15 protein-coding genes are annotated in these 15,202 nt (G+C 67.1%); 11 read left to right on the top strand and 4 right to left on the bottom strand.

Features of this window, described 5'->3' with window-relative positions:
- Nucleotides 1–70: 70 nt before the first annotated feature.
- Complete coding sequence (locus NWE53_RS17970) at nucleotides 71–1,438, top strand: hypothetical protein (protein ID WP_265050741.1); 1,368 nt, start codon at nucleotides 71–73, stop codon at nucleotides 1,436–1,438.
- 34 nt (nucleotides 1,439–1,472) lie between these two features.
- On the opposite strand, the gene NWE53_RS17965 is transcribed toward NWE53_RS17970, so the two are convergent.
- Nucleotides 1,473–2,195 (bottom strand): fused DSP-PTPase phosphatase/NAD kinase-like protein, encoded by a 723-nt coding sequence (locus NWE53_RS17965; protein WP_265050740.1) that lies wholly within the window; start codon nucleotides 2,193–2,195, stop codon nucleotides 1,473–1,475.
- A 150-nt stretch (nucleotides 2,196–2,345) separates the two neighbouring features.
- Between NWE53_RS17965 and ppa the strand changes: the two genes are divergently transcribed.
- Nucleotides 2,346–2,882, top strand: coding sequence for an inorganic diphosphatase (ppa, locus tag NWE53_RS17960; RefSeq protein WP_265050739.1), 537 nt, complete (start codon nucleotides 2,346–2,348; stop codon nucleotides 2,880–2,882).
- A 116-nt stretch (nucleotides 2,883–2,998) separates the two neighbouring features.
- On the opposite strand, the gene NWE53_RS17955 is transcribed toward ppa, so the two are convergent.
- Entirely contained in the window at nucleotides 2,999–3,874 is an 876-nt protein-coding gene (locus tag NWE53_RS17955) for an HpcH/HpaI aldolase/citrate lyase family protein (protein ID WP_265050738.1), read from the bottom strand.
- On the opposite strand from NWE53_RS17955, the gene NWE53_RS29870 reads away from it, so the two are divergent.
- The 7 genes from NWE53_RS29870 to NWE53_RS17915 all read left to right on the top strand — a co-directional run bounded on the left by NWE53_RS29870 (nucleotide 3,867) and on the right by NWE53_RS17915 (nucleotide 10,746).
- Nucleotides 3,867–5,642, top strand: coding sequence for a serine/threonine dehydratase (locus NWE53_RS29870; protein ID WP_320109515.1), 1,776 nt, complete (start codon nucleotides 3,867–3,869; stop codon nucleotides 5,640–5,642). The two genes, NWE53_RS17955 and NWE53_RS29870, sit on opposite strands and share 8 nt — an antisense overlap.
- A 91-nt stretch (nucleotides 5,643–5,733) precedes the next feature.
- Complete coding sequence (locus tag NWE53_RS17940; RefSeq protein ID WP_265050737.1) at nucleotides 5,734–6,795, top strand: MaoC family dehydratase; 1,062 nt, start codon at nucleotides 5,734–5,736, stop codon at nucleotides 6,793–6,795.
- A 149-nt stretch (nucleotides 6,796–6,944) separates the two neighbouring features.
- A complete protein-coding gene (gene sdhC / locus NWE53_RS17935; RefSeq protein WP_265050736.1) occupies nucleotides 6,945–7,346 on the top strand; it encodes a succinate dehydrogenase, cytochrome b556 subunit in 402 nt (133 codons plus the stop codon).
- Between the two features lie 12 nt (nucleotides 7,347–7,358).
- A complete protein-coding gene (gene sdhD / locus NWE53_RS17930) occupies nucleotides 7,359–7,751 on the top strand; it encodes a succinate dehydrogenase, hydrophobic membrane anchor protein (protein WP_265050735.1) in 393 nt (130 codons plus the stop codon).
- A 4-nt stretch (nucleotides 7,752–7,755) separates the two neighbouring features.
- On the top strand, nucleotides 7,756–9,588 hold the full coding sequence (gene sdhA / locus NWE53_RS17925) for a succinate dehydrogenase flavoprotein subunit (protein WP_265050734.1): 1,833 nt from the start codon (nucleotides 7,756–7,758) through the stop codon (nucleotides 9,586–9,588).
- A 17-nt stretch (nucleotides 9,589–9,605) separates the two neighbouring features.
- Nucleotides 9,606–9,956 carry a hypothetical protein gene (locus NWE53_RS17920; RefSeq protein ID WP_265050733.1) on the top strand — a complete coding sequence of 117 codons (351 nt, stop codon included), beginning with the start codon at nucleotides 9,606–9,608 and terminating at the stop codon, nucleotides 9,954–9,956.
- Complete coding sequence (locus NWE53_RS17915; RefSeq protein WP_265050732.1) at nucleotides 9,949–10,746, top strand: succinate dehydrogenase iron-sulfur subunit; 798 nt, start codon at nucleotides 9,949–9,951, stop codon at nucleotides 10,744–10,746. Before NWE53_RS17920 ends, NWE53_RS17915 begins: the two co-directional genes overlap by 8 nt.
- Nucleotides 10,747–11,009: 263 nt before the next feature.
- On the opposite strand, the gene NWE53_RS17910 is transcribed toward NWE53_RS17915, so the two are convergent.
- A complete protein-coding gene (locus NWE53_RS17910) occupies nucleotides 11,010–12,251 on the bottom strand; it encodes an NAD(P)/FAD-dependent oxidoreductase (protein ID WP_265050731.1) in 1,242 nt (413 codons plus the stop codon).
- Nucleotides 12,248–13,051 (bottom strand): glutamine amidotransferase, encoded by an 804-nt coding sequence (locus NWE53_RS17905; RefSeq protein WP_265050730.1) that lies wholly within the window; start codon nucleotides 13,049–13,051, stop codon nucleotides 12,248–12,250. Before NWE53_RS17905 ends, NWE53_RS17910 begins: the two co-directional genes overlap by 4 nt.
- Nucleotides 13,052–13,301: 250 nt before the next feature.
- Between NWE53_RS17905 and NWE53_RS17900 the strand changes: the two genes are divergently transcribed.
- Nucleotides 13,302–13,940 carry a TetR/AcrR family transcriptional regulator gene (locus NWE53_RS17900; protein ID WP_265050729.1) on the top strand — a complete coding sequence of 213 codons (639 nt, stop codon included), beginning with the start codon at nucleotides 13,302–13,304 and terminating at the stop codon, nucleotides 13,938–13,940.
- 77 nt (nucleotides 13,941–14,017) lie between these two features.
- Nucleotides 14,018–15,193: an efflux RND transporter periplasmic adaptor subunit gene (locus NWE53_RS17895; RefSeq protein WP_265050728.1), complete on the top strand. Its 1,176-nt coding sequence runs from the start codon at nucleotides 14,018–14,020 to the stop codon at nucleotides 15,191–15,193.
- Nucleotides 15,194–15,202 lie beyond the last annotated feature (9 nt).

Genomic DNA, 15,202 nt, shown 5'->3' with positions numbered 1-15,202 from the left:
GCTCCCCTTGAAGGGGAATATAGGTCCGGTCGGCGATCGGCTGCCCGATGGCTCAGTCGTGGATGTCGATATGGCCGCTCGTGTCGCGATGGAACGGGCGCTGCTTCCGCCCAGCCGGCCCGCCCTGGCTGTTGCGGCGGGGCGGCGCTTCGTGGCTGCGCGCAAGCCGATGCTGCGCTCGAGCCTGGGTTCCGCGGTGCTCCTTGGCCTGCGTTTCATCCAGGCACGAATGATCTCGGTCTGGGGCCTGCTGATCGCGGCCGCGCTCTGCCCGCCTTTCGTCTTCGCCGCTTTCGCCGTCTTCTCCTCCGTGGTGAATTTCGTTTCGATGGCCGCGCTGCTGCGGCTGGAAGCCGTGTTCTTCCGGAATGGGGATCGCGCCCGGCTCGGTCTGGCCTTCCGGCTCGCCATCGCCGTCGGTCTGGCATTCTGCGGCGCAACGGCCGTCGCATTGGCTGGGCTGGCCATATCCGGCTGGGTCGCTCCGGCTGTCGCCGTGCTCTTTCTCTGTTCTTTGGCCGCCCGCGCTGTCCTCAGATTGCTCTGGACCGAGGCGACGGCTGAAGGGGATTTCCGCGCGATCGGCAACAGCAACGTCGTGCAGGCGATGCTCCAGCCCGCGATCATGCTGATCCTGATCGGCCTCTTCGGGCCGAAGGCTCTCGCCCTGTTCATGGCCGACGCGCTGGGCCATATGCTCGCGGCCGGCTATCTGCTGTGGCGGCGGCGGGGCGCGGTCTCCGCGCTTGTCGAACCGCGGCTCTGGTCACGGCGCAGCCTGTTCGAGGGGGCTTACCGCTGGCGCGCCGTGCCCGTGACGCTGCTGCCGAGCGCCTTGCTCGCCTATGGTTTCGCGATCGCGCCGGTGCTGGCGCTGCCCTACGCCGCGAACACGCTGCTGGCCGCCCATGTCGCACTGTCGATGCGGCTCCTCGATATGCCCGCGCAGATGTTCGGCACGGTCTCGACACCCATCGCCTTGAACCGGCTCCGTTCCTATGCCGGATCGCGCCGACGCTTCGCGGCGCGGATCATGGCGCTGGGGCTGATCGCCGTTGCGGCTGCGCTGTTCGGGGCGATTGCCGTTGCCGCCGATGTGATCGAGACTTTCCTTGAAGGGACTCATTGGGAGCAGCTCGGCACGGTGATCGCGCTTCTCGCGCCCTTCTATGCCGGCATCGCCATTCTGACGCCGCTTCAGGACATGGCCACGTTGTCGCGCCAGCCATTCTGGCAGGTGCTGGTCAATGCGGCGGCGCTGGCCGCGATCATAGCGACCATGATCTGGTTCGGCTCCCTCTCCGCCGGACTGCTGCAGGCGATCGGCGCGATCTCGATGCTGCGCGCCCTAGCGCACACCCTCTTCATCTGGCTGCATCTCGGAGAGGACGAGACGACGACGATGGACGGCTTCGCCGCTGGGAGCGCGGCTCGCTGAAGGAAGCCGCCTCCACCGCTGACAGCTGGCCGGCCTACTCCCGGCGAAGCAGCCGGTCAGCAATCATCGACGAAAACAGGCTCGGCTTGAATTCGCGCTCGAGCCTTGCGGGATCGTAGATCGTTTCGACCCAGGTCAGGAAGCCGATACCCTTCGCGTCGCCTTCCCGGCGATAAGCATCGAAGAACGCATCCAGGATTCCGGTCTTGGCGAAGCGGAAATGGCCGTAGCGCAGCGCAAGCTGGCGCGTGGCTTCATCCAGCGGCCGTTTTTCGTGGATCAGCAGATAGAGCGCAGAAAAGAAGCCGGCCCGGTCCGCGCCCGACTTGCAGTGCACGAGCGCCGGCTCCTGCAGGTTCTCGAAGAAGCTTTTCGCGCTCAGGATGGTCTCGCGGTCGGGCGCGCCGCGCGAGCGCAGCACGAAATCGACGAGCGCGATGCCGTGCTGCTCGCTGGCTTCCTTCTGCAGGGGCCACGAGCCGTGCTCGCGGCCGCCGCGCAGGTTGACGATCGTCTTGAGGCCCTGGCGGGCGAAGCGGGCAATCTGATGCGGAGCAGGCTGCGCCGAGCGCCACAGGCCCGGCGTCACGCGATGCGCGTTGAGATAGGCAATGCGGAAGATGCCGTGGTCGACGAGCAGCATGTTGGCCCAGGCGCGCAGGCGCTGGCCGCGGCCCTCGATCGGCCGGTCCCAGCGTGCGATGCGTGCCATGCGGCGGGCATAGCGCTCTTCGTCGGAGCGCAGCCGGGTCAGCATGGGAGGGCTTCGGTCGATTTCATGCAGCGCCCGATACCAGCGTGACTCCCCCAGCGCAAATCATTGCGAAACTGAAAACCAAGGAAGGGGTTGGACTTTTCGCACCGAACTTGCATAAGGCCCGGCAAATTTCGCAACGACAGGTTCCCCATGCGCATCGACGCCATCTCCATCGGCAAGAATCCGCCTGACGAAGTCAATGTCCTGATCGAAGTGGCGATCGGAGGCGAGCCGATCAAGTACGAGATGGACAAGGAAGCCGGCACGCTCTTCGTCGATCGCTTCCTCTATACGCCGATGCGCTATCCCGGAAACTACGGCTTCATCCCGCACACCTTGTCGGAGGATGGCGACCCCTGCGACGTGCTCGTGGCCAATACGCGCCCGCTGGTGCCGGGCTCCTATATCGCGGTCCGGCCGATCGGCGTGATGCTGATGGAAGACGAGGGCGGCGGCGACGAGAAGATCATCGCCGTTCCCGTGCCGAAGCTGACCAAGCGCTACGAGAACGTCCACAACTACACCGATCTGCCGCAGATCACCCTCGACCAGATCCAGCACTTCTTCGAGCACTACAAGGATCTCGAGCCCGGCAAATGGGTGAAGCTCAAGGGTTGGGGCGATGCCGTCATGGCCAAGAAGCTGATCGTCGAGGCGATCGAGCGGGCCAAGGCTGCGAAGGCCTGAGCCGGACGGAAAGGTTCGTCATGCTCGGGCTTACCCGAGTATCTCGGCTACCAGCGCCCTCTCGTCATGAGATTCTCGGGTCCGCGCAAGGCGCGGCCCGAGAATGACGACGCTGGTCAGGCCGCGATCGCCTCGGCCAGCGCCACCGTGCGGCGCGCCATCTCGGCATGCAGCAGCTCGACCATGCGGCCGTCGAGCTGGATCGCGCCCTTGCCGGCATTATCCGGCAGGTCGAAGGCGGCGATGACGGCCCGCGCCCGCGCCAGCTCCGTCTCGTCGGGCGCGAAGACCGCGTTGGCGACGTCGACCTGCGACGGGTGGATCAGCGTCCTGCCGTCGAAGCCGAGGTCGCGCCCCTGCTCGCATTCGGCCCGGAAGCCAACCTCGTCCTTGATGTCGTTGTAGACGCCGTCGAGGATGTCGATGCCATGGGCGCGGGCGGCCAGCAGGGCGCTCGTCAGCCAGGGCAGCATCGGCGCCCGGCCCGGCACGAAGCGGGCACGTGTCTCCTTGGCGAGATCGTTGGTGCCCATGACGAAGCAGGACAGGCGCGTCGCCGGATCGCTTGCGACGCGTGCGATGCGCTCGACATCGAGGATGGCGAGCGGCGTCTCGATCATCGCCCAGATCGCGATCGCGGGGTCGGCCCATAGGCCGGTCAGCTGTGCCCCGATCTCCCCCAGGGTCTCGGGCGCGGAAACCTTGGGGATCAGGATCGCATCGGGCTTCGCTTCCGTGGCGGCTGCGAGATCATCGGCGAACCAGGGCGTCCCGACGCCGTTGACGCGGATCACCAGCTCGCGCCGGCCATAGCCGCCGGCCTTCACCGCGGCACAGACCTGCTCGCGCGCAGCGGCCTTGGCATCTGGAGCGACGGCGTCCTCCAGATCGAGAATCAGGACGTCGGCCGCGATGTCGCGCGCCTTTTCGAGCGCACGCGCGTTCGAGCCTGGCATATAGAGGGCGCTGCGGCGGGGGCGGATCGTGGTCATTGTCTCTCCTGACACGGCCGGCTGTGCTGCGCTGCACAGTAGACCAACGCAGATGCAATGCCAGCGCTGCGAAAGGCGGAGGAGAACAGGGATGGCGTGGGTGGCAGGCGTCGATGGCTGCCGTGGCGGCTGGATCGCGGCTTTCACCGATACGCAGAAGCCGGACCACGCCCCGGTGGCGCGGGTCCTTTCTCGTTTCGGGGATCTGTTCTCGGGCGAAATCCTGCCCGACATCGTGGCGGTCGACATGCCGATCGGCTTGCCGGATCGGGTGACGGGCTCCGGTCGCGGGCCGGAGCGGCTGGTGCGGCCGTTGCTCGGTGAGCGGCAATCCTCCGTCTTCGCGATTCCGGCGCGCGCTGCCGTGGCCGCGTTGGACTATGCCGAAGCCTGCAGGCTCGCGCTCGCGGCTTCCGAACCGCCGCGCAAGGTCTCGAAGCAGGGGTTTCACCTCTTCCCGAAGATCCGCGAGATCGACGGGCTGCTGCGCTCCGAAGCCGCGCTGTGCGAGCGTGTCTTCGAGGTCCATCCCGAGCTGGCGTTCCGCACGATGAAGGGCGCGCCACTCTCCCACCCCAAGAAGATCAAGGGCGTGATCAATCCATCGGGACTGGCGGAACGATGCGGTCTGCTGGTTGAGGCGGGGATTCCGGCCGACGATCTGCTCGATGCGCTGGCGGCCCTGGTCGTCGCCCGGCACATTGCTGCCGGGCGCGGGAAGCCCTTCCCCGATCCGCCGGGACGCGATAGCCACGGGCTGCCGATCGCGATCTGGACGTTTTCGTCCCCGCGCCAGCCCCTACAGGATACCGTCATGAGCGCCTCGCCCGTCTCCCGTCCGATGATCGAGGAAGCGGCCGGGCGCATCGCCGGTCATGCCCGGATCACGCCGGTGATGCGGCTCGGGGCAGGCGCCTTCGGCTCGGTGGGGGACATTTCGCTCAAGCTCGAATGCCTGCAGCATGCGGGCTCGTTCAAGACGCGCGGCGCCTTCAACAACCTGCTCTCGTTGCCGATTCCGGCTGCCGGCGTGGCGGCGGCCTCGGGCGGCAACCATGGTGCTGCGGTAGCCTATGCGGCGCGGGCACGCGGCGTGAAGGCGACGATCTTCGTGCCGGAGATCTCGCCGGCCGCGAAGATCGAGGCGATCAAGCGCTTCGGCGCCGAAGTCGTCGTCGGCGGTGCGCAATATGATGACGCCCAGGCGGCCTGCGATCGCTTCGTCGCCGAGACCGGCGCGCTCAAGATCCATCCCTTCGCGGCTTTGGAGACCATCGCCGGACAGGGAACGCTGGGTCGCGAGTGGGATTTGCAGGAGCCCGATCTCGATACCGTGCTCGTCGCAGTCGGCGGCGGCGGCCTGATCTCGGGTATCGCCAGCTGGTTTGCCGGCAGCAAGGTGAAGGTCGTCGGCGTCGAGCCGGAGGGCTCGCGCGCCCTGCAGGCGGCCTTCGAGGCTAAGGGGCCGGTCGAGGTCAAGGTCGCATCTGTCGCGGCTGATTCGCTGGGCGCCCGCAATGTCGGCCAGCTCGTCTACGATGCGACGAAGGACAGCGTGGATCACATCGTGCTGGTTCCGGATTCAGCGATTGCCGAGGCGCAGGGCGTGCTCTGGCGCGATTTCCGCCTGGCGGTGGAGCCCGGCGGGGCCGCGGCGCTGGGCGCGCTTCTCTGCGGCGCCTACAAGCCGGCGCAAGGCGAGCGGCTCGGCGTGCTGGTCTGCGGCGCCAATGTCGATCTGGGCAAGCTCGCGGCCATCGTCGGCTGAGCCTCCGCCCCTTGGTCGTTGCCGTCGGGGCTGGACGATGTCGCGTGCGGCTGCGCATGCTCGCCCCAGCGAAGCCGGATGGATGGCCCTCATGTCGATCAGCACGAGCAAGACGAATCCGGGCCGCTTCTTCGAGGATTTTCATCTCGGCGACGCCATCGTACACGCGACGCCGCGGACGGTGACGGCTGGCGACGTCGCGCTCTATACGGCCCTCTACGGCCCGCGCTTCGCCGTGCAGTCCTCGGATGCCTTCGCAAGGGCGGTCGGCTATCCCGCCGCGCCAGTCGACGATCTGCTGGTTTTTCACATCGTCTTCGGCAAGACCGTGCCGGATATTTCGCTGAATGCGGTGGCCAATCTCGGCTATGCCGATGGCCGCTTCCTGAAGCCGGTCTTCCCCGGCGATACGCTCTCGACGACCTCGGAGGTCATCGGGCTCAAGCAGGCGTCGTCGGGCGATGCCGGCATCGTCTATGTCCGGTCCATCGGCCGCAACCAGCATGGCGAGATCGTGCTGAGCTATGCGCGCTGGGTGCTGGTCCGCAAGCGCATCCCCGGTACGCCGGCCCATGCCGAGCAGGTGCCGGAGCTGGCAAAGGGCGTCCTGCCGGAGCAATTCGGCGAAGGCTGCCCCGCGATCGAACTCGCGGCTTATGACGATGCGTTGGCCGGCTCGGCGTTCCGCTGGGGAGATTATACGCCGGGCGAGCGGATCGACCATGTCGACGGCATGACGGTCGAGGAAGCCGAGCATCAGCTCGCGACCCGCCTCTATCAGAACACGGCGAGAGTCCATTTCGACGCGCATGCCGCGCAGGGCAGCCGCTTCGGCAAGCGGCTGATCTATGGCGGCCACGTCATCAGCCTCGCGCGGGCGCTGTCATTCAACGGGCTCGGCAACGCCTTTCACATTGCGGCGATCAATGGCGGGCGACATGTCGCGCCGCTCTTCGCGGGTGATACGGTCTATGCCTGGAGCGAGGTGCTGGCGAGCGCGGAGCTGCCCGGACGCGGCGATGTCGGCGCGCTCCGGCTCCGGCTCGTCGCGACCAAGGACCAGCCCTGCAGCGGCTTTCCGCTGAAGTTCGGCGATCAATACGACCCGAGCGTGATCCTCGATTTCGACTATTGGGCGCTGCTGCCGCGCTAAGGTTTTCGTAACAAAATGACGAATTTCAGAATCTGTAACTTCGTTCCGTGCATGCCGCATTGCAGCGCAGGGGCGGTTTCGCTACAGAACCAACCACTCTAGAATGATCCCAAATGGGTCCGCCTTCCGGCGGGCCGCTTGATCGGAGAATGATATTGGCCGAGGTCAAGCCCGCGGCTCGCCCGCTTTCGCCGCATCTGCAGATCTACCGCTGGTCCTGGACGATGGCGATGTCCGTCGCCCATCGCGTCACCGGCACGGGGCTCTATCTCGGCACGGTGCTGATCGCCGCCTGGCTGGTCGCTGCCGCCTCGGGCCCTGCCGCTTTCGACACGGCGCAGTGGATCGCCGGCTCTCTGCTCGGCCGTCTGGTGCTGTTCCTCTACAGCTTCTCGCTGATCCACCACATGGTCGGCGGTCTCAGGCATTTCGTCTGGGACATGGGCCATGGCTATGACCCGCAGACGCGGATGAACATGGCGAAGTTCTCCCTCGTCGCCTCGGCGAGTCTGACGGTCCTGGTCTGGATCGTCGCCCTCGTCCTGCGCTGAGGAGCTGAAACCATGCAATCGAACTCCTCCATGCGCACCCCGCTTGGCCGCGTCCGCGGCCTCGGTTCGGCGAAGTCGGGCACCGGGCATTTCTGGCTGCAGCGCGTCACCGCGGTCGCCAACGTCATCCTGACGGTCATCTTCATCGGAATCGTCATCGCGCTGGTCGGCCGCCCCTATCCGGCGGCGGTGGCGCTGCTGTCGCATCCGCTCGTCGCGATTTTGATGCTGCTCTTCATCCTCTCGGCCTGCGTCCATATGCGGTTGGGCATGCAGGTCATCATCGAGGACTACATCACGAATGAAGGTCTCAAGATCCTCGCCGTGATGGGCAACACCTTCTTCGCCCTCGCGATCGGCGCGGCCAGCGTCTACGCGGTGCTGAAGCTGTCTTTTGGAGGCTGATCCGATGGCGATCACCAAGTCCCGCCCGGTCCCGGCCTATGCCGGCGCTGCCTATCCGATCACCGATCACACCTTCGACGTCGTCGTCGTCGGCGCCGGCGGCGCCGGCCTTCGCGCCACGGTCGGCTGCTCGCAGGCCGGCCTGCGCACCGCCTGCATCACCAAGGTGTTCCCGACCCGCTCGCACACCGTCGCGGCGCAGGGCGGCGTCGCGGCCTCGCTCGGCAACATGGGCAAGGACACCTGGCAGTGGCACATGTTCGATACCGTGAAGGGGTCGGACTGGCTCGGCGACCAGGACGCCATCGAATATCTCGTGCGCAACGCGCCGGCCGCCGTTTACGAGCTCGAGCACTGGGGCGTGCCCTTCTCGCGCACCGAGGACGGCAGGATCTACCAGCGCCCCTTCGGCGGCATGACCACCGAGTTCGGCGAGGGCCCGCCGGCCCAGCGCACCTGCGCCGCGGCCGACCGCACCGGCCACGCCATGCTTCACACGCTCTATGGCCAGGCGCTGCGCTACAATACCGAGTTCTTCATCGAATACTTCGCCATCGACCTGATCATGGACGAAGACGGCCATTGCCGCGGCGTGATCGCGCTCAAGCTCGATGACGGCACGCTGCACCGCTTCCGCTCGCAGCAGACGATCCTGGCGACCGGCGGCTATGGCCGCGCCTATTTCTCGGCGACCTCGGCCCATACCTGCACCGGCGACGGCGGCGGCATGGTGCTGCGCGCCGGCCTGCCGATGCAGGACATGGAGTTCGTGCAGTTCCACCCGACCGGCATCTACGGCTCGGGCTGCCTGATCACCGAGGGCGCGCGCGGCGAGGGCGGCTACCTCACCAACTCCGAGGGCGAGCGCTTCATGGAGCGCTATGCGCCCTCGGCCAAGGACCTCGCCTCGCGCGACGTCGTCTCGCGCTCGATGACGATGGAGATCCGGGCCGGTCGCGGCGTCGGCAAGAACAAGGACCACATCTACCTGCACCTCGACCATCTCGATCCGAAGATTCTGCACGAGCGCCTGCCCGGTATCTCCGAGAGCGCCAAGATCTTCGCCGGTGTCGACGTGACGCGCGAGCCGATCCCGGTTCTGCCGACGGTGCACTACAACATGGGCGGCATCCCGACGAACTTCCACGGCGAGGTGCTGACCAAGGTCGGCGGTGATCCGGATACGGTGGTGCCCGGCCTGATGGCGATCGGCGAGGCGGCCTGCGTCTCCGTGCACGGCGCCAACCGTCTAGGCTCCAACTCGCTGATCGACCTCGTCGTCTTCGGCCGCGCGGCTGGCCTGCGCTGCGCCGAGACGGTCACGGCCGGCGAGAAGCAGCCGGAGCTGCCGAAGAACTCGGCCGATCTCGCGCTGACCCGCCTCGACAAATACCGCAACGCGTCGGGCGGCACGCCGACGGCCGATCTGCGCGACCGGATGCAGCGGACGATGCAGGACAACTGCGCCGTCTACCGCACCGGCGAGACGCTGGAAGAGGGCCACAAGCTCATCCACGAGGTCTGGGGCGGCATCACCGACATCGGCACCAAGGACCGCTCGCTGATCTGGAACTCCGACCTGATCGAGACGCTGGAGTTCGACAACCTGATCACCCAGGCGGTCGTCACCATGGATTCGGCGCTGAACCGTCCGGAAAGCCGCGGCGCGCATGCCCGCGAGGACTATCCGAACCGCGACGACAAGGACTGGATGAAGCACACCCTGGCCTGGATCGACGACGAGAAGCGTTCGGTCACGCTCGATGACCGGCCGGTGCACACTTACACGATGTCCAACGACATCGAGTACATTAAGCCCAAGGCGCGGGTGTACTGACTGTGTCGGCGACCAACATGTCAGCTCCAGTCGGTTGGGCTCTGGCGGGAATGGTGATTTGCACTCCTGCTCATGCTGCTGGCGACGACATGCCGACGTTGTTTGGTGTTCTGATCGTCAGCATTCCCGCCGCGCTTGGCTTCGCCTTTCGCAAGCTATCCCGCAAATCTCTGGCGGCGCTCATAGCCGCTATCTGGGTTGGTGGGCTGGTGCTGGCGATCGGCAGCTACGGTGTTGCGGGCGTGACTGATCGATCTTCAAAATTTGCGTTGTTGATGTCGTGTCTCACTATACCTCTCGCTGGAGGATGGCTGGTGGGACACGCCGCGAGAAAGCGCCTTTCTGGAATCGGAATGCGTCATGGCTGAATTCAATCTCCCGAAGAACTCCCGTCTGACCGAGGGCAAGGCGTGGCCGAAGCCGGCCAATGCCAAGCACGTCACCGAGTTCAAGATCTATCGCTGGAACCCGGACGACACCGCCAATCCGCGCACCGACACCTATTATGTCGACCGCGACGATTGCGGGCCGATGGTGCTGGATGCGCTGATCTGGATCAAGAATAAGGTCGACCCGACGCTGACCTTCCGCCGCTCCTGCCGCGAGGGCATCTGCGGCTCCTGCGCCATGAACCTGGACGGGAAGAACGGGCTCGCCTGCACCACCGGCATCGACGAATGCGGCGGCACCGGCAAGAATGCGGGCCGCGTCGCGATCTACCCGCTGCCGCATATGCCGGTGGTCAAGGACCTCGTGCCGGACCTGACCCGCTTCTACGCCCAGCACGCCTCGATCGAGCCCTGGCTGCAGACCACGACGCCGGCGCCCGAGAAGGAGTGGCGCCAGGCCAAGGACGACCGCGAGAAGCTCGACGGCCTCTACGAGTGCATCCTCTGCGCCTGCTGCTCGACCTCCTGCCCGAGCTACTGGTGGAACGGCGACCGCTATCTCGGCCCGGCCGCGCTGCTGCAGGCCTATCGCTGGCTGATCGACTCGCGCGACGAGGCGACCGGCGACCGCCTCGACAATCTGGAAGACCCCTTCCGGCTCTACCGCTGCCACACCATCATGAACTGCGCGAATGCCTGCCCGAAGGGGCTGAACCCGGCCAAGGCGATCGCGGAGGTCAAGAAGATGATGGTCGCGCGGCAGGTCTGAGACGGCGCGAATGCTACTGGCGCGGCCGTCTGACGCGACGGCCGGCGCTTCCGGTGCTCACGTACTGATGTACGCTCCGCTCCGGTTCTCGACCATCACGCCAGCCGACTCACGCCAGCGCATTCGCGCTCGGCTCAGTCAGGGCGTCATTCTCGGGCGGAGCGAAGCGCAGAACCGAGAATCTCGTGAAGGAAAGCGCTGGAGCCCCATTCGGCCAGAGATGGTCGGGTCAAGCCCGACCATGACGGCAGGCGGGACGGCTTTCAGCCGATATACCGCCCCGGCCTGAACGGCTTGGGATCGGCCGGTGGCGTCTCACCGCAAACCATCGCCGCGATCATCTCTCCCGTGATCGGCCCCGTCGAGAAGCCGATATGCTGGTTGCCGAAGGCGAGCCAGAGGCCGGGATTACCAGGCGCTTCGCCGATCATCGGCAGTGAATCCGGCAGGGTCGGCCGCGCGCCGCGCCAGGTTTCGCCGGTCACGCCGTCGAACGGGAAGGCTTCGTGGGCGGCCTTGGTGACGCCATCGATCTGGCGGTGGTCGTCGGGTGCGTCGCGATCGCTGAGATCGACGCCGCTGGTGACGCGGTAGCCTTGTTCCATCGGCGCCATGTAATAGGCGGCGTCGGCGTCGTAGACCGGCCGCGACAGGCGGGCGCCGGCCCGCGCCTTCAGGTGGCGATGATAACCGCGCTCGACATCGAGCTTCGGGTCGAGGCCGAGGGGCTTCAGCAGGTCGCCGCTCCAGGGACCGAGCGCGACCACGGCGATGTCGGCGTCGAAGGCGCCCGTCGCGGTGCTCGCGCGCCAGCCGGTGCCCTGGCGGGCGAGGCCCGTGACCTCGGCCTGTTCGATGCGCCCGCCGCGATCGGCGAAGAGAGCGGCATAGGCCGCGGTGACGGCGCCGGGGGAATCGACCGAGCCGACGGCGGGAATCAGCAGCCCGGCCGGGAAGATCGGGTTCAGGCTCGGCTCGACGGCGGAGATACCCTGCCGATCGAGTATCTCGGATTCGATGCCGTGGCTCTTCAGGAAATCATGCTCGGCCTTGGCCGCGGCATGGCCGGCGTCGGTGCGCCAGAGCTTCAGCGTGCCGGTCTCGCGCAGGCGGTGAGCCACGCCGGCCTCCGTCATCAGGGCGCGATGCCGCTCGACGGTGCAGGCGGTCAGGGATTCGAGGGCGGCGATGCGGGCCGCGGCTTGCGAGGGGCGGGCTTCCCAGAGGAAGCGCAGCAGCCAGCCGGGCCGGGCCAGGGCGCGGCGCCAGCTCAGATTGAGCGCCGGGTGGCGGTTGCCGAGATAGCCGGCGATACTGGGGAAGAGCGAGGGATTGTTGAGCGGCACGATCGACGAGAGTGCCAGCACCCCGGCATTGCCGTAGGAGGTTTCGCAGCCGGGCTCCCGCCGGTCGACGAGCGTCACAGTGATGCCGCGCTTCTGCAGCGCGAGCGCGCAGGAGACGCCGACCATGCCGGCGCCGAGGACGAGTGCTGATTTGGTCACGCGGATGTTGTTCCGGCTTCGGCCGGTTCCTTCAGCCAGTGGTCGAGAAAGGCGTCGAGCCAGAGCCGGATCGCCGGATCGTGCTGGAACCAGCCGGGGACATGGGTGTGGCCGAGTTGGGCGCCGGGCATCAGCGTGCGCTCATAGCCGCGCACCGACCAGCGATGCATCATCGCCGGGGTCACCTCGGGATGGAACTGGATGCCGTAGGCCTTCAATCCCGCGCGAATCGCCTGCACCGGGAAGTCCCCGCCCGTGGCGAGGCATTCGGCGCCACCCGGGCAGTCGAAGCCGTCTCGGTGCCATTGATAGACGGTGCCCGGCCAGGCGAATCCCGCCATGCCGGCATGGGCGGCGCCGGCCTCGGTGATGGCGAGGGGATAGTAACCGACCTCGGCGCGGCCCTCGCCATGGGTGTAGACGCGCGCGCCCATATGCTTCGCCAGCATCTGCGCGCCCAGGCAGATGCCGAGGAACGCTGCATCCTCCCTCAGGCAGGTGCCGATCCAGTCGATCTCCGCCTTGACGAAATTCTCGGGATCGTTGGCGCCCATCGGGCCGCCGAAGATCACGGCGCCGGCGTGATCGCGCATCGTCTGCGGCAGCGGATCGCCGAAGCGCGGCTTGCGGATGTCGAGAGCGTGGCCGCGCGCCTGCAGCAGCCGGCCGACACGGCCGGCGGTCGAATGCTCCTGATGCAGCACGATCAGGACCGGTTTCGGGACGGGGCGGACGGGCCGGGTGGATAGCGGCGAGCGGGTTCTGCGGGTCGCGCGGAAAGGGAAGGCGTGGTCGTTCATCACGGACTTCAAGGTCGCTCGCGCTTCGGCGGACGGGGTAGATGCGCGCAAAGCCATGCCAGATCGCCCCTAAACATGAGGTTCCACACGGGACGACGCAAGCAATTTGTGCGCCGGGATCGCTGCAATGATCCGGCAAGCTTCGGGCGGTATGCCCGGCGGAATCGCAACCCCCGATGGCAAATCGCTTGACCGCGCTTCCGCTTTCTGAGATGAGAATGAACGTTCATTCTCATTTTCCCGAGTTCTGATGCCACCTCTGGTTTCCACGTCGCAGCCCGATCCCGCCCTGTCGGAGCGACATATCCGCATCCTCGACGCGGCGGAGCGCGTCTTCGCGCGCGCCGGGTTCCACGCGGCGACGATGCAGGATGTCGCGGCCGAGGCGGGCATGAGCCCTGGCAATCTCTATCGCTATTTCAGCTCCAAGGACGCCATCATCGCCGGCATGGCCGAGCGCGACCGTTCCCTGATCGCGACCGATTTCGGCGAGCTCTGCCCCGACAACGGCGCGCTGCTCGATCAGCTTGAGGAGCTCGGCCGCAAGCATCTCGTCCGCCAACCGCGCGAGAAGGCGGTCATCGCCTTGCAGATATGGGCAGAGGCGGCGCGCAACCCGGAGATGGCGCGCATGTGTGCGGATATCGAAGGCACGGTGGCCCAAGGGCTTGCGGCGGCGATCGGCGAGGCCAAGCACAACGGCGAGCTGCCGCCGCGGCTCGACGAACACCGCTTCCTGCTGGCGGTTTCGATGATGGCCGATGGCTTCTTCTGTCGGCGCGGGATGGATCCGGCCTTCGACGAGGCAACTGCCGCCGACACGCTTTTCGCCAGCATGCGCCAGCTCGCGCAGACCATGCTCCTGCCCGAAGCGGACGTGCAGCCATGATGTCTGCACCCGCCGGGCTTCTCGCCTTTTCCTCCGGCTTCAAGGCCGCAACAGGACCACACCCGATGCCCGTTCGCATGACCGTTTTTCGCCTGGTCGCCCCGATGGCGCTGGCAGCGGCTCTCCTGGCGATCCCGTTGCCGCTCGTCGCGCAGACGCCGGCCCCGGCCGCGGCTGCTGCCGGGCCGTCCGTCACCGTGACGCAGGCGCAGATGACCGAGATCGTCCAGAGCGTGGTCGTCTCGGGCTCGATGGTTGCGCGCGACGAGATCCTGGTGGCACCGGAGGTCGACGGGCTGTCGATCGTCGAGCTTCTGGCCGAGGAGGGCGACAAGGTCGCGCAAGGGCAGGTGCTGGCCCGGCTGAACCGCGTGACGCTCGACGTCCAGAAGGTGCAGAACGACGCGCAGATCGCCCGCGCGGAAGCATTGGTCGCTCAGGCCAATGCCCAGATCGCCGAGGCCGACGCCAATCTCGTCCAGGCCAACAATGCCTTCGATCGGACCAAGGCGCTGCGCGACACCGGCAATGCCAGCATCGAGACGTTCGACCAGCGTGCGGCCGCTGCGCGCTCGGGCCAGGCGCGGGCGAACTCGGCCCGGCAGGCGCTCGCCATCGCCACGGCCGATCTGGCGCTCGCTCAGGCGCAGGGCAAGGACATCACGGTCAAGCTCGCGCGGACCGATATCAAGGCGCCGCATGCAGGCATCGTCAGCCGCCGCACCGCGCGTCTCGGCGCAACGGCCGGCATGGGCGCCGGAGCCGAGCCGCTTTTCCGGATCATTGCCGACGGGGCGGTCGAGCTGGAAGCGCAGGTCGCCGAGGTCGAGCTGCCGGGGTTGAAGGTGGGTCAGGGCGTCTCCGTCTTGCCCGCAGGGGCCAAGGACGCGCTCGCGGGCACGATCCGGCTGATCTCGCCTGAGGTCGACAAGGCCTCGCGCCTCGGCCGCGTCCGCGTCGCGCTCAACGGCAACCCGCCCGTGTCGCTCGGCAGCTTCGCCCGCGGCATCATCGAGACAGGCCGCAAGCGGGCCGTGACCTTGCCGCTTTCGGCGATCACCTATAGCCGCTCGGGCGCGACCGTGCAGACCGTCAAGGACGGCAAGGTCACGACCAAGCCGGTGACGATCGGCCTGGCCGGCGGTGGACGGGCCGAGATCGCGACCGGACTCGCGGAGGGTGAGACCGTGGTGGCACGCGCCGGCACCTTCGTGCGCGACGGCGATCTCGTCACGCCTGTCGCGACCAATTGACGGATTCGG

It is taken from the genome of Bosea sp. NBC_00550 (assembly GCF_026020075.1).
GTDB lineage: Bacteria > Pseudomonadota > Alphaproteobacteria > Rhizobiales > Beijerinckiaceae > Allobosea.
Note: the sequence above shows the minus strand (reverse complement) of the source record. Positions and strands in the feature narration are given on the sequence as shown.